This is a genomic window from Limosilactobacillus rudii (assembly GCF_014145455.1).
In the GTDB taxonomy this organism is placed as follows: Bacteria; Bacillota; Bacilli; order Lactobacillales; family Lactobacillaceae; genus Limosilactobacillus; species Limosilactobacillus rudii.
Genome location: NZ_JACIVB010000056.1, coordinates 29,853 through 44,258, shown reverse-complemented (window position 1 = coordinate 44,258; position 14,406 = coordinate 29,853). Strand labels below are relative to the sequence as shown.

The 14,406-nt window shown below is 39.8% G+C and carries 12 protein-coding genes, 1 pseudogene and 1 riboswitch; of the genes and pseudogenes, 6 read left to right on the top strand and 7 right to left on the bottom strand.

Features of this window, described 5'->3' with window-relative positions:
* Positions 1-444: pseudogene (locus tag H5S39_RS07280) on the top strand (UPF0236 family protein); the annotation flags it as partial.
* 120 nt (positions 445-564) lie between these two features.
* Positions 565-1,482: a magnesium transporter CorA family protein gene (locus H5S39_RS07275; RefSeq protein ID WP_182596472.1), complete on the top strand. Its 918-nt coding sequence runs from the start codon at positions 565-567 to the stop codon at positions 1,480-1,482.
* Positions 1,483-1,529: 47 nt separating this feature from the next.
* Here H5S39_RS07275 and H5S39_RS07270 read toward each other — a convergent pair whose 3' ends face one another.
* A complete protein-coding gene (locus H5S39_RS07270) occupies positions 1,530-2,963 on the bottom strand; it encodes a C69 family dipeptidase (RefSeq protein ID WP_182596471.1) in 1,434 nt (477 codons plus the stop codon).
* A 168-nt stretch (positions 2,964-3,131) separates the two neighbouring features.
* Positions 3,132-3,230: riboswitch (purine riboswitch) on the top strand.
* A gap of 127 nt (positions 3,231-3,357) precedes the next feature.
* Between H5S39_RS07270 and H5S39_RS07265 the strand changes: the two genes are divergently transcribed.
* Together H5S39_RS07265 and nhaC are read left to right on the top strand one after the other, a co-directional pair.
* The gene (locus tag H5S39_RS07265) at positions 3,358-4,641 is read left to right on the top strand and encodes a nucleobase:cation symporter-2 family protein (protein WP_375139114.1); all 1,284 of its coding nucleotides are present in this window, start codon (positions 3,358-3,360) and stop codon (positions 4,639-4,641) included.
* A 310-nt stretch (positions 4,642-4,951) separates the two neighbouring features.
* Positions 4,952-6,346, top strand: a complete 1,395-nt coding sequence (gene nhaC, locus H5S39_RS07260) for a Na+/H+ antiporter NhaC (protein WP_182596469.1) — start codon at positions 4,952-4,954, stop codon at positions 6,344-6,346.
* A gap of 120 nt (positions 6,347-6,466) precedes the next feature.
* Here nhaC and H5S39_RS07255 read toward each other — a convergent pair whose 3' ends face one another.
* Positions 6,467-7,120: a histidine phosphatase family protein gene (locus H5S39_RS07255; protein ID WP_182596468.1), complete on the bottom strand. Its 654-nt coding sequence runs from the start codon at positions 7,118-7,120 to the stop codon at positions 6,467-6,469.
* 134 nt (positions 7,121-7,254) lie between these two features.
* On the opposite strand from H5S39_RS07255, the gene H5S39_RS07250 reads away from it, so the two are divergent.
* Together H5S39_RS07250 and H5S39_RS07245 are read left to right on the top strand one after the other, a co-directional pair.
* Positions 7,255-7,524, top strand: coding sequence for a hypothetical protein (locus H5S39_RS07250; RefSeq protein WP_182596467.1), 270 nt, complete (start codon positions 7,255-7,257; stop codon positions 7,522-7,524).
* 124 nt (positions 7,525-7,648) lie between these two features.
* The gene (locus H5S39_RS07245; RefSeq protein WP_182596466.1) at positions 7,649-9,778 is read left to right on the top strand and encodes an LTA synthase family protein; all 2,130 of its coding nucleotides are present in this window, start codon (positions 7,649-7,651) and stop codon (positions 9,776-9,778) included.
* Between the two features lie 45 nt (positions 9,779-9,823).
* Here H5S39_RS07245 and H5S39_RS07240 read toward each other — a convergent pair whose 3' ends face one another.
* Genes H5S39_RS07240 through aroC form a run of 5 tightly spaced genes read right to left on the bottom strand, consistent with a single transcriptional unit; the run spans position 9,824 to position 14,405 of the window.
* Positions 9,824-10,327: a shikimate kinase gene (locus H5S39_RS07240; RefSeq protein WP_220477084.1), complete on the bottom strand. Its 504-nt coding sequence runs from the start codon at positions 10,325-10,327 to the stop codon at positions 9,824-9,826.
* Positions 10,328-10,329: 2 nt separating this feature from the next.
* Positions 10,330-11,406, bottom strand: coding sequence for a prephenate dehydrogenase (locus H5S39_RS07235; protein WP_182596465.1), 1,077 nt, complete (start codon positions 11,404-11,406; stop codon positions 10,330-10,332).
* A gap of 2 nt (positions 11,407-11,408) precedes the next feature.
* Positions 11,409-12,701, bottom strand: a complete 1,293-nt coding sequence (gene aroA / locus H5S39_RS07230) for a 3-phosphoshikimate 1-carboxyvinyltransferase (RefSeq protein WP_182596464.1) — start codon at positions 12,699-12,701, stop codon at positions 11,409-11,411.
* Entirely contained in the window at positions 12,679-13,233 is a 555-nt protein-coding gene (locus tag H5S39_RS07225; protein WP_182596463.1) for a hypothetical protein, read from the bottom strand. The genes aroA and H5S39_RS07225 overlap by 23 nt, the downstream gene beginning before the upstream one ends.
* A complete protein-coding gene (gene aroC, locus H5S39_RS07220; protein ID WP_182596462.1) occupies positions 13,233-14,405 on the bottom strand; it encodes a chorismate synthase in 1,173 nt (390 codons plus the stop codon). Before aroC ends, H5S39_RS07225 begins: the two co-directional genes overlap by 1 nt.
* Between the last annotated feature and the right edge of the window lies 1 nt (position 14,406).

Here is a 14,406-nt window from a genome sequence, read left to right as displayed (position 1 = left end):
CTAACGGAAAAACAAACAGACGACCTAATGCACTTAAGAAAGTATCTACAGAGGAATTGGCAGTATATCCCCTCACCACAAAGGCGCGGATTTAAGGAAATTCATTTAATCGGTTCAGTCGAAAGTTCTCACCGGGCCTTTACTTACCGGATGAAGAAACAGGGCAAGTCATGGACTGAGCAAGGGGCTAAAGCGATGGTTGGATTAATTGAAGCCCGAATGAATAATAAACTACAAGCTAGTCTAAATACGATTCTAGAACAATTAACTGTTCTTCCTCGAGTAGCTCAAACAAGCCTATTACAGGAAATGCATATTCGCACTGGAGAGTTTCTCAGAAAAGCACCAATAAAGTCATCAGTCGGGGCAGTGCAAGGAACAATCCCGATTAACACTGCCACAAGTAGACCAATGGGACAACTTTTAAAGGCGCTAACCCACTAAAACTGCATATTTAAAGGCTACCTATGAAAACTTGACAGATACTTTTTTATTTATCTAGTTTACAATTTAGTAATTATAGCGTTGAATAGACTATGAGTATTTTTAAGGGGATGAGCACTGATGTTAACAACTGAACAGATCAACGACCATAGCAAGTGGATAAGTATATTTGAGCCTCTTCCCCATGAACGCTTGGACCTAATTGAGAAATATGAAGTTACCCAGGAATTACTCGACTATGCCATTGACCCCTATGAAAAAGCGCGAGTTGAAGTCGATCCTGATGCAGGAGTAACACTTCTAATCTTTGACGTATATGTTCCAACACACGCCGTCACTGCTCCTCAAACAGCACCAATCGGGATTATGCTAACGACCAATAATATTATTACATTTACAAATGCCAAGACTAATTTCGTTAACGGGATTATTGCTAACCAACTCCGCTTACTTAAAAAGCACGGTGCAAACGATGATAAACTAAATCTTGTTTTTCCGGTCCTTTACCGCCTCTCAACCGATTATTTTGGTCCTTTGCGCCGCGCTGACCAGCAAAGACAGCAGATCCAGCAAAATATTCAACGGCGAACCGGACGGCAAGCGATCGCAGAATTCATGGAAATTGAAACAGGACTTGTTTACATTCTGACTTCTCTGAAAGGGAATGTATCATTACTGGAAGAATTTAAGCGTCGGTTTGGCAATCATATCACTACTAAACAATATAATGACCTCGATGATGTAATTGTCGAAGCTCAGCAAGGATTAGAAATGGCGCAGATGACTTCCGATGTTTCTGCACGCGTTTCAAATGCTTACAGTAAAGTTTTAGATAGTGATTTAAACCAAACGATGAAGTACTTAACAATTTATTCGATTGTGCTGTCAATTCCAACCATTGTTGCTGGTTTTTATGGGGAAAACGTTAAGTTACCACTTGCTAATGGTAACTACTCATGGCTAACTACTATTCTAATTATGGTAATTTTAATGGTAGCATGCATTATCTTTCTTATTAATCGTCATTGGTGGAAATAAAATAGCGGTCTAGAGAATATATTTCCCTAGGCCGTTTATTATTTTATTTATAGATTATCACCGCGCTCGAATTGAAACTTAGAATTAAGAAGAGCTTCATGAACTAAGCGATCAAAAAGTTTATGAGTTTCATTAAGAACGTGGTTAGCAGTTTTCATATTTTGTTCAGTCAAGTAGTTAATAAGATTTGCTGAATTTTGGACCTTAGCAGCCTTGGTGATTGTATCAACACGGCTTACACCATAACTTTGACACCGATCACGAAAATCATTTACTTCATTAATAAATTCATGGTAACGTGGCTCAATGATAACTTCAAGCAACTTATTTAACCAATAGGCACTCTTGTCCGGTTGAGCATCATTAGTTGCATACTTATATTCAGCTGGCGTATCACTAATGTTAGTAAAGAACGGAACATATGGACTGTAGCAGTAAAAGCCAAAATTAATCCACTGGATAGCTGCATACTTCGCTGGCACATCATTACGAATTTGGAGAATACATGAACTTTGATTCCGATCAAGTGCGATCGACCGAAACTTCTTTTGATCATCTGCGTTTCCAGAAGCAAAAGTCCCCATCGGATCATACTGGGTACCGTTATAATGTGATGACAAAAAATATTCGACATCTTCTACAGCAATTTTCTTTTCAGCATGTTGAATAAACGGAATATTTTGACTTGTTGGCTCCTGATTCAAGGATGGAGTAAATAACTTTTGACCATACCATGAGCGTGGCGTGTTGTAGTATGCATCGGCTTCGTCTTGAGTACCAAAAATATTACGGAAATTAAATGTTCCCGGGTTAGGATTTAAGTGATACTTATCAACAAAGGTCTTAATTTGCGGAGCATACATGAAGCTATTATCATCGTTGAAATCAATTTCTTCAATGCACATAATATTAGGAGCAATTGCATAGGCATCATCTGGAATCCGCTGTGCTACCCATTGATGACCGCCACCAGTTTCAAAGTACCATACCTCATCTTTATCACTAAAGGCAATCCCATTGCTCTCACCAGTACCATACTTTTCAATTAAAGCTCCTAATCGCCGAACACCTTCACGAGCCGATTTAATAAATGGTAAGACAAGGTACAACATTGAATCCTCATTAACCCCATTTTCAACTAATGGATCATGTCCTAAAACGCGAGCATTTGTCATCTCCGTTTCAGTTGAACTCATTGCAACGTTATATTCGTTAATTCCTTGTTCATCCCATCGTCCCTCATCAGGAACTCCATTAGGCGTTGCCGTATACCGACAACCATGACCTTCCATTTCAATCGTTAAGCCATTATATTTTGATACATAATGTTCACCAGTATAATCTTTAGCAGGAAAGACCTTAAATGTTTTCGGATTAACCCCGTCTTCAGCATCTTCATCGCGGGCAATTATTGTGGAGCCGTCAATCGTTGCTTCCTTACCTACTAACATTGCAGTACAACTACTCTTTAGCTTTTTCATCCATATGCGCTTCCTTCCATCGTAGTTAATATACTCCTTAATGATACCACTCTTTAAAAGAACTATTATCAGTTGCAAAGCTGAACTTTATATGCCTGTTTTTATATAAAACTATAGTTACTTACGAACAAGAGCTTGAATTAATTCGTTATTGATGCTAGGATTACTACATTACTTAAATAAAAAGCCTATATAATACCGAAATATGGTCGGTTAGTTTCTACCTAAAGCCATAAACTTTAGACTATAAGCATTTTTATTAAAAGCTGGCTTATACCTGTTTTTGCTAAAGCTTAGATATTAACCAATCGATAGGCGGTGATTTAGTTCACGGCCTTTTTTTATTTAGGCCTACATTTTTAGGAGGCACATTTTGAAAGAACCAGCTACTACAATTTCAACTACTAATCAAGAAGCAAAAATTAATTTTGCTCATCAATGGAAAAATTTTGTCCTTGGTTTTCAACACTTGCTTGCAATGTATTCGGGGGATGTCCTTGTTCCATTGCTTATCGGCCATTATTTACACTTTACAACCCTTCAAATGACCTACCTTGTATCAATCGATATTTTTATGTGCGGGGTCGCAACTTTACTACAGTTAAAACGAACACCACTTACTGGGATCGGCCTTCCCGTCGTTCTTGGATGTGCTGTCCAAGCAGTTACCCCCTTAGAAACGATTGGCGGGAAGCTCGGCATCACTTATATGTATGGCGCAATTATCGCTGCAGGAATTTTTGTTTTCTTAATTGCCGGAGTTTTTGCCCGTTTAAAAAAGTTTTTCCCACCAGTAGTTACTGGCTCATTAATCACAATTATTGGTTTTACCCTCGTACCCGTTGGCTTCCAAGACTTAGGCGGTGGTACCCCCACTGCTTCTTCCTTTGGTGCGCCGACAAATTTATTTATCGGTTTTCTAACAATTGCTATTATTCTTTTATTTAATGCCTTTGCACGAGGCTTTATGAAATCAATTGCTATTTTATTGGGTATCTTAATTTCCTCATTTATTGCGGGAATAATGGGCTTCATATCACTTAAACCCGTTAGTGAAGCTGCATGGTTCCATACACCTCAGCTCTTTTTCTTTGGCGTACCCCAGTTTAACACTAGCGCAATCATTACAATGATTGAATCAACAGGTGTTTTCTTCGCTCTTAGTGATATTACTGGTCAGAAGTTAACAAGCAACGACTTGAAGCATGGGTATCGAGCTGAAGGAATTGCCGCAATTCTCGGAGGACTTTTCAATACTTTCCCATATTCAACTTTCTCGGAAAATGTTGGTGTTCTTAAAATGTCAGGAGTAAAGAGTCGCCAACCAGTTTATTATGCGGCCTTTTTGTTACTAATTCTTGGCCTTTTACCGAAAGTCGGTGCATTGGCTACCGTAATACCTGAACCTGTTCTTGGCGGAGCAATGATTGTAATGTTTGGGATGGTCGGCGTTCAAGGGGTCCAAATTCTTCATAAAGTTGATTTTTCCAATAATGCTAATTTATTAACCGCATCTGTATCAATCGGGCTGGGCTTAGGAATTACAATGTACCCGCAACTGTTCCAACACATGCCAACCGAATTTCAAATTATTTTAGGAAATGGGATTGTAATTACAAGTATCTCAGCAGTCTTGCTTAACCTCCTCTTTAATCATCGGTGGGCCTCCCACAATTAATTTATTCTCATGATTTTTTAATTTTCTTATTGACATTCAAATTCAAGCACGATATCATAATTGCAACAATTATCGTTTCAGTAGGTCCTTCGTTGGGTGTAAGAGAGCCGGTGGTTAAGTGCGAATCGGTCAGGCGGAGTGACGCGAATTATCGCGAGGATACTAATTGTCCGGCCTTGATCAGTGCCGTTACCACCTGATATGAGTGCGTATAGTATTAATATGCGTAAGTGGGTGGTACCGCGGTTTAAATTAATCGTCCCGTTGATAGAAATATCAACGGGATTTTTTATTTTCAGGAGGAAGTCTAATGAAAAATATTCGATTCAAAGAAGCAGTCAGTTTACTGCTTATCATGCTAATTATTTTGGGAATAGCGGTGATTAAATTTGGCCTATCACCTCAAATCCCGGTTTTATTCGTTATTGCTTTACTTATTTTTTGGGTAAAATTCCGCGGTGCTAGTTGGGACGAAATTCATCAAGGAATCCAAGAAGGAATTAGTACTGCAATCATTCCTATCTTTATTTTTATTCTTATTGGGGCATTAATTGCTGTCTGGATTAAGGCAGGAGTTATCCCGACAATTATGATTGTTGGTTTTAAACTGATCAGTAGTCAGTTTTTTGTTCCGTCAACTTTTATTGTCTGCTCTCTTGTCGGTCTCTCAATTGGAAGTGGCTTTACAACCATTTCAACTATCGGTATCGCCCTTTTTGGAATGGGTGTTGCCTTAAATATCAATCCTGCTTTAGTTGCCGGAGCGATTATTTCAGGGGCAGTCTTTGGTGATAAGATGTCGCCACTCTCCGACTCAACCAATTTAGCCTCGGCAATTGCTGGTAGCGACCTTTTCGCACACATTAAAAATATGATGTGGTCAACAATCCCTTCATTTGTAGTATCCCTAATCATTTTCTGGATTCTCGGTAATTCTGGCTCACAAATGAGTGCCAGCAAGATTGCCCATACAACTGCGATTCTTCACCAGCAATTCGCTATTTCATGGTGGGCACTCTTACCTATCATCTTAATGTTTATTTGTGCTTGGCGGCATATTCCAGCTATCCCAACACTGTTCATCAATATCATCGTAACAGTTATTATGATTTTCTTTCAAAACCCGCATACATCTCTGCAATCCTTAGCTAAGCTGATTAGTGATGGCTTCGTGGCCCACACCAGTGATTCATCTGTGAACGCATTACTAACACGGGGCGGGATCAGCAGTATGATGGGTACTGTTTCACTGATTATTGTGACCCTTTCATTAGGGGGAATTCTGATGAAGTTTAAGATTGTTCAATCCGCAATGAAACCACTAGTTGCCCACTTGCACCAACCTGGAAGCTTAATCACGGTCACAATCTTATCTGGAATAGGAATTAACCTCTTCGTTGGTGAACAATACCTTTCTGTCATCCTCCCTGGGAAAGCTTTTAAGGGTGCCTTTGACCGGATGGGACTTTCACCGCTAGCTCTTAGTCGAGTACTAGAAGATGGTGGTAGTGTGATTAACTACCTGATTCCATGGGGAGTAGCTGGTTCATTTGCTGCTTCAACATTAGGTGTTCCTGTTTTACACTTCCTACCGTTTGCATTCTTTAGCCTCTTCTCACCGGTATTTTCAGTTCTCAGTGGAATTACGGGAATCGGGTTAAAATGGCAAAAAGGCAAAAAAGAACAGCCAGTTGCACAAGATTAATAACCCTTCAAAAAAACAAACGACTAAAATCGGCCGAACAGCTGCTTTTAGTCGTTTGTTTTCCTTTTAAACTAGATCTTTAACACACTGATAAATAGTTAATTCGTATATTGCTTCTTATCATTTATTGTATTCGAGAATCTGCATATCCTTATCCGTCAAGACCGCGGTAGTTAAACTTCCATTATCTGGACGCACTGTTACGTCATACTTTCCATGCCCGAATCGTTCGACTAAACTTAACAGCGTATTACCATGACTCACCCATAATACATTTGCATTATCTGGTAGATCTGCATTCCGAATAAGTGCCAATCCCTTATCCAGTCGCTGCCAATACTCCTCATTATTCTCTGCATCATGAAATGGATCCGCTTCTTTAAGCCAGTCCTTAGCCCGACCGATTGAATATTTTACGACAATATCATGAAAAGTCTTTAGGCCATGAGGCGCGCCAGCATTATACCAGGCTACATCCATATTTATTCCTTCGTATGAACCATAAAATTCTTCACGGAAATACGGCGCCGTAATTGGTTGTTTTACGGAATTTCGTCTATTCATATTTAATATTGTTTGGATTGTTTCGATTGCCCGCGTAGTATCGCTGCAGAATGCACCGTCAAAATGAATATTTTGTAGTTTTTCCCCAGCTAATTTGGCATCTTCTTTTCCTTTTGAAGTTAACGGCGAGTTGCTCCATCCTTGCAACTTATTATAGATATTAAAAAAAGTCTGACCATGGCGAACAAGATAAATGTTTAATTTTGTCATTACAATCCCTCCATTTATTTTCATTGTACCGCTTACACAAATAGAAGACTATTTAATAATTTACTTAGAGCTTTAAACACACTTCCTTCACATTCAGCTCGTACACTGAAAAATATAGGAGGAAGGAATATTACATGAAACTCAAAGATACAAATCAATCAAATATTGTTGCGGCAAAGATTATTAGCGTCTCCCGCAAAAATATTACAGTCATCACCGAAGAAGGTCACTTTCTCAAGATTCCCCTAACCACTAAATATCAACAAGATAAAACCCTATTCGCATCCCTCAAAGATATCCTAAAAGCAGGGATTTGGATTCCGGTTAATAAAAAACTGAAAAAGTTGTTTAGCTATGACTGGTTATCTAGTCCAGCTCCAGCAACTGTCCCAGCAAAGAATTAAGTTTCTACAACGATTTTCCAAAAAAGCATGTTTTCGCGTAATCTGTGATAAAATGGTTTTTGATTTGTCGGATTTTATTTCGATAATACAGAACAAACAATATTGATTGCGAGGAACATTCCTAATGAAAAAATTAAGCAAATTTGTGGATACTAGGATTGGTTTTTTCACCCTCCTAGTTATCCTTTTTTGGTTAAAGACCCTGTTTGCTTACTTTACTGATTTCAAGCTTGGGGCAACAGGTGTTTTTCAATACTTTATCCTGTTTTTTAACCCTTTAGCAACGACTGCTTTTATTTATAGCTTAGCATTCTATTTTAAACGAGCCCGTTTTTTCTATCCAGTTATTATGGGACTCGATATTGCCAACACGTTACTGCTTTACTTAAATGTAATCTATTATCGTGAATTTACTGATTTTATGACAATTGCGACAATGACTGGTTACTCTAAAGTTAATCAAGGACTAAGTGGTAGTTCGTTAGCCTTGACTAATTTTCATGATGTTTTTTACTGGCTGGACATCGTTGTCATTGTTATCTTAATGCTCTGCAAAGTTATCAAATTTGACCCACGAGCTATTGGGACAAGATTAGCTTTTGCTTTTACATCAGTCGCCCTTGTTTTATTCGGTGTTAATTTATCCTTTGCTGAAATGAGTCGTCCCCAGTTGCTTGGTCGAACGTTTGACCGGTCTTACATCGTCAAGTATCTTGGAATTGACACCTTTACCGGTTATGACTTAGTTAAATCTCAGCATATTAACAGTATGCGGCAAAGTGCAACAAAGCCTGAATTGTTAAAAGTAAAGAAGTTTACCGATAAACATTATGCCCCCGCCAATCCGCAAATGTATGGAATTGCTAAGGGTCGTAATGTGATTGTTATCCACCTTGAAAGTTTTCAACAATTTTTAATCAACAAAAAAATTAATGGGCAGGAAGTCACTCCTTTCCTTAATTCCTTGTATAACGGTAAGGATACCTACTCATTCGATAATTTCTTCCACCAAGTTGGTCAAGGAAAAACTAGTGATGCAGAAAACCTACTAGAAACTAGTACATTTGGCTTACCACAAGGTTCTCTTTTTGCAACTCTCGGTAGTGATAATACGTTCCAGGGTGCACCCGCAATTCTTAATCAGCGTGCTGGCTATACTAGTGCTGTGTTTCACGGGAATGTTGCAAGCTTCTGGAACCGTAATAATGTCTACAAGAATCTCGGTTACCAATACTTCTTTGACGCTAGCTATTATGACACTTCTGGGGATAAAGCAACGGGATATGGTTTAAAAGATAAGCTGCTATTTAAGAATTCAATTAAGTATCTTCAAACTCTCCAGCAGCCTTTCTATGTTAAGTACATCACCGTAACTAATCACTTCCCTTATACCCTTGACGATGAGGATAAGGATCCCAACTTCCAAACAACCGATACTGGCGATAGTAATGTAGATAACTACTTTGTGACAGCCCACTACCTAGACCAATCAATCCAGGAATTCTTTAACTACTTGCAAAAGACTGGGCTAGATAAGAAGTCAATTATTATGATTTATGGGGACCATTACGGTATTTCAAACAGTGAGAATCCTTCACTGGCTAGTGTTCTTGGCAAAAATGCTGACGACTGGAATGACTTTGATAATGCCCAGTTACAACGGGTGCCACTGATGTTTGTTATTCCGGGAACCGGACATGGAAGAATTGACCATACCTATGGTGGAGAGGTTGACGTTTTACCTACGCTCTTACACCTATTGGGAATTAGTAGTAAACGGTACATCCAGTTTGGAACCGACCTTTTCTCCAGTAAGCATAATCAAATTGTTGCTTTCCGAAACCGCGACTTTGTTACCCCAACCTATACTAGCGTTGGCGGGACAATTTATAAGAATCGAACAGGTAAAGAAGCTAAACTGACTAAGAAGCAACAAGAAAAATTAAAGAAAGATCAAGATTTTGTAAATGAAGAATTAAGTCTTTCCGATTCACTAAATGAAAAGAACCTCTTACGCTTCTATCATCCAAAAGGCTTTAAGAACGTTAATCCAGCAAATTATAATTATTCCAACGGATTAAAACGGGCTGAACGGATTGAAAAGAAAAAGGGGGTTAAGTCAACTAGCATCTTCTCAGAAAACGGAGACCGGTCAACGGTTGATGATTATAGTACCGATGCTCCTGAGCAAAACCACTCATCAACTGACTCAAATCGAATTAAGATTACTAACCCGGATGCAAATAATAAATAGATAAAAAAGCTGTTATCTCATGGCAAATACCTTGGAATAGCAGCTTTATTTTTGAAGATATTTAATTATCTGTTGTGCAATTTCCATTGGGGTTAAGCGATCCGTCACTATTCGCAAGTCAGCACAACGATCGTAAAATGGTTGCCGTTCACGTTGTAATTGACGAATACCATCTACGTCTAATTTATTTCCTAGTGGCCGGTTATCCTGTTGTTGAAGCCGGCGGTGGGTCTCTTCTGGACTAGCAGCAAGAAGGACGACCGGAACTCCCGTATGACGAAGCAATTGAAGGTTATCCTCTCGCAATGGCGTTCCTCCACCAGTTGCAAGAATTCCCGTAAAGTTTATACTTTGCCTTAATACTTCGTGTTCAAGTTGCCGAAAACCTTGTTCACCACTTTGCGCAAAAATCTGTGGAATAGTTTGGTGACTTTGCCGTTCAATTTCGCGGTCTAAGTCAAGAACCTGTTCATTCAGTTGTTGACTTAGAAGCTGACCTACCGTTGTCTTTCCGCTCCCCATAAAACCAATCAAAATTAATTTCACCATTTTCACCTCGTTACTATTTCATAATCCTTTTCTAAAATACGCGTTGCCTGGTCACGAGCTTTCTCCGTATTGAACACTAATTGCAAGATTCCATTAATATCTTCGCGAACTTCCAAGACCTGGATATTAATAATTGACAAATGATGTTTTGCTAGTATCCCTGTTACCTTTGCGATTTCACCACTTTTATCCGGAATGTTGAGGAACAAATCGTAGAATGGTGCACGGGCTGGTGCATTTAGACTCTCGCGACTTACTTTAGCGCGCTTAAAAAAATCAAACAATGCTGATCGGTCCTCTTTTTCAATCAGAGTACTAACGTTTTCTAACCCTGTAATGTAACCGGTTAACTGTTTTAAAATCAATTCCCTGTTGTTAAGTAATATTGCACTCCACATCGTTGGATCCGAGGCGGCAATTCTCGTCACTGATTTAAATCCTCCTGCGGCTACTCGCATTCCAACAGGCTCATCTTTGAATGCTTGCTGGGTTTGGTTAACCAATTCGGCAGCAATGATATGCGGAACATGACTAATTTGCGCTACGATTTTATCATGTTGCGCAGGGGTAACTTGAAGCCACTTAGCATTTGTACCCGCCAGTAACCAAGTTAATTTGGAGATATCCGTATTTTTTGATGCAGGAATTAAAAAATAATAAGCATTCTCAATTAAATCCGCGCGTCCTGCTTGCACACCAGACTTGTGGGAACCGGCCATGGGATGTCCACCGATAAAAGTCAAGCTACGGTGGTTTAAAGCCTGAGCTGCTTGCATAACCGTTTGCTTAGTACTGCCGACATCCGTAATAATTACTCCCGGCTTTAATTTCTTATCGGCCAATATAGCAATGTCCTTGATAATTTGTGAAACTGGACTTGCTAGAATAATATAATCAGCTTGCTCAATCCCGGTCATATCAGTTACTATTTGATCCGCAATTTTATGTTTTTTTGCATATAGTAATGATTTTTCATCGATATCGCCCGCAATAATTTTTATTTGGGGATGGTCTTGTTTGATTGCGCGGGCCAATGAGCTGCCAATTAATCCCAGCCCCTTAATAAAAACTGTTTCCACCGTTAATTCCTCCCTGTCAGTGTTCCTAAATCAGTAAAGAAGTCAGGATATGAAATGTTAATTGCTTCTTCATTAGTCATCATTAATTCACCACTTGCTTTTAAAGCGGCAATTGCATCCATCATACCAATACGGTGATCACCGTGGCTTGCTAATTGCGAGTTTCGAACTTGCCACATTGGCTGACCATCAATAATCATACCATCTGGTAATTCCTCTACATGAACCCCTAATTTCCGCAATTCTTCAACAACGGTCTTAATTCGGTCCGTTTCTTTTACCCGTAATTCTTCTGCACCAGTAATTACGCTGCGCCCACTTGCACAGGCCGCTAGCAAAGCAACGAGCGGTAGTTCATCAATTAGACTCGGGATCATTTCTGCTCCAACGTTAATAGGGCGAAGTTTACTAGTCCTAACGGTGATATTCCCCAAAGGTTCGCCTTTCGTTGACAATTCTTCAATTGATAAGTCAGCGCCCATTTTTTGAAGAACTTGGATGATTCCAATTCGAGTTGGATTTAAGTTAACACGCTGTAAAGTTATCTCTGAATTAGGAACAATCGTACTGGCAACAAGGAAAAAGGCAGCTGAGGAAATATCTCCTGGCACTTCAACGACCTGCCCCGTTAAATGCGGGTGCGGTACTACTGAAATAATTCGATTATCCCTCGTCGTAATCTCGGCGCCGAATTGTTGAAGCATAATCTCGGTATGATTACGAGTTGGCAGTTTTTCAATAATTGTTGATACTCCATCTGCCTGTAAAGCTGCAAAAACCAAAGCACTTTTTACTTGTGCACTAGCAACCGTCATTTGGTATTCAGCATGGTGTAAAGGGCGACCAATAACTTTGGCTGGTAACGTTCCATTTTGCGTTAGCTCAACCTCTCCGCCAAACACACTCAAAGGTTGACTAACCCGTTTCATCGGTCGTTGTTGAAGTGACGAATCACCAGTCAAAGTGGTTGTAAAATCTGTTCCAGCCAAAATCCCCATCATCAACCGGGTCGTTGTTCCAGAGTTCCCCATATCTAATGGGTTTGCGGATTGCTTTAATCCCTCAAACCCTTGTCCATGAACCAACACATCGGTTCCAGCTTGTTCGATTTTAATGCCAAGGTCTCTGAATGCCTGCATTGTTGAACGACAATCTTCACCATTGAGGAAGTGATGAATCGTTGTATCGCCACGGCTGATTGCCCCCAACATAATTGCACGATGCGAGATACTCTTATCTCCTGGAACTATCAAAGTACCATGTAAACCATTTTTAGCTGGCAGCAATCTTTTCATCTCTTATTCCTCCTCGTATTCGATAAATACCCCAAAGCATCTTGGCAGTATATTCTTCTTTAATTTGTATTTTAGATGTCAAGCGGACAAATTTCTTACTTGTTAAAGTGAATCGGCCGCCATCTATGAATCGTTGATAAGCCTCATATTTACTGGGAACCGTCACGATTGTTACTTTTTCATTAACACTTTCCAGTAACAACTCTTGTGTTGCTGCATGAGTATAAGCGACGCAAGAGCTGGTATCTGTACGTTGTAATAATACCAGGGAGGCCAGATTGGTTACTAAACTATCAACTAATTGCAACTGTTTAATATATCGATAATGCAGATCACCCCAGCTATCCCCTTGCTGATTTTTGAACGCTGCGGGAACAATTAAATAATTATCGGTTAACTGGTCAAGGTGCTGATATATATCTTCAAAACTAGGATGCAATTTAATCTGAGCGTCAAGATGCTGTTTTCGAATATAAGTCACAGCTGCCTGATAACTATCCGTCTCTGCTGGTCCCAATGTGTGAATAATCATTAATATTCCACCAATTCTTGCCGGTAACGATTGATTTCATCTTTAAGCCGTTCAATATTTGAAGATTCAAATGCATCTGTCACTGCTTTAGCTAATTCAATCGCTACAACATTTTCAACAACAATTGATGCTGGAACAATTGCCGTTGTATCCGATCGTTCAACGTTTGCTTTTAGCGGTTCCTTAGTGTTTACATCCACCGTCTGCAATGGTTTATAAAGGGTCGGAATTGGCTTCATGGCCGCATTAATAATAATTGGCATCCCATTAGTCATCCCGCCTTCAAAACCGCCGAGATGATTAGTGAGCCGAGAAAAGCCATGCGCAGCGTCATAATTGATTTCATCCATTACATGACTGCCCAAATTGGTAGCATCCTTAAAGCCATCACCAAAGCTAACCCCTTTAATTGCATTGACCCCCATAACAGCACCAGCTAATTTAGCGTCTAGTTTAGTGTTCCAACTAACATAGCTACCTAATCCAGCCGGAACGTTTTCAACCATTACTCTGATAACACCACCAAGGGTATCACCTGCCCGTTTCGTTCGATCAATCAAATCATGAATTAATACGACCTTATCTTGATCAAGAATCCGCAAATCATTAGCTTCCACTTGTTCTTTTATCTGAGTAACGTTTAGTGCTGGCGAAATGCCATCGTCTACTTTCACCGATCCCACTTGCTGAACATAGCCAATCATCTGAATCCTAAGTGTTGCCAATAACTGTTCACAAATATTCCCAATTGCAACCCGGATTGCGGTTTCCCGAGCAGAAGAACGTTCCAGTACATTCCGTAAATCGCGGTGACGATATTTCATGCCACCAACTAGGTCCGCATGACCAGGACGGGGATGTTCAACCCGCCGAACAGTATTAGCTAGCGTTGCCGGACTAGTTGGGTTCATAATCTCAGACCAGTGCGCATGGTCACGATTTTTTATAACTAGCGCAAGTGGCGAACCAAGTGTTACCCCATGACGTAAACCACCAACTATTTCAACCTGATCATGTTCAATCTTTTGCCGATTTCCGCGTCCGTAGCCTCCTTGTCTGTTTGCTAACGCCTGATTAATTTTTTCAACATCAATTGTTAACCCAGCCGGAATTCCTTCAATAATTCCCGTTAACTGCGGACCATGTGATTCTCCTGCTGTAATGTAATGCATG

Coding starts and splice junctions, on each gene's coding strand:
- aroA (WP_182596464.1), bottom strand. CDS start 12,701: ATGAAAAGATTGCTGCCAGCTAAAAATGGTTTACATGGTACTTTGATA.
- nhaC (WP_182596469.1), top strand. CDS start 4,952: ATGAAAAATATTCGATTCAAAGAAGCAGTCAGTTTACTGCTTATCATG.
- H5S39_RS07255 (WP_182596468.1), bottom strand. CDS start 7,120: ATGACAAAATTAAACATTTATCTTGTTCGCCATGGTCAGACTTTTTTT.
- H5S39_RS07250 (WP_182596467.1), top strand. CDS start 7,255: ATGAAACTCAAAGATACAAATCAATCAAATATTGTTGCGGCAAAGATT.
- H5S39_RS07275 (WP_182596472.1), top strand. CDS start 565: ATGTTAACAACTGAACAGATCAACGACCATAGCAAGTGGATAAGTATA.
- H5S39_RS07225 (WP_182596463.1), bottom strand. CDS start 13,233: ATGATTATTCACACATTGGGACCAGCAGAGACGGATAGTTATCAGGCA.
- H5S39_RS07270 (WP_182596471.1), bottom strand. CDS start 2,963: ATGAAAAAGCTAAAGAGTAGTTGTACTGCAATGTTAGTAGGTAAGGAA.
- aroC (WP_182596462.1), bottom strand. CDS start 14,405: ATGCATTACATTACAGCAGGAGAATCACATGGTCCGCAGTTAACGGGA.
- H5S39_RS07245 (WP_182596466.1), top strand. CDS start 7,649: ATGAAAAAATTAAGCAAATTTGTGGATACTAGGATTGGTTTTTTCACC.
- H5S39_RS07240 (WP_220477084.1), bottom strand. CDS start 10,327: ATGGTGAAATTAATTTTGATTGGTTTTATGGGGAGCGGAAAGACAACG.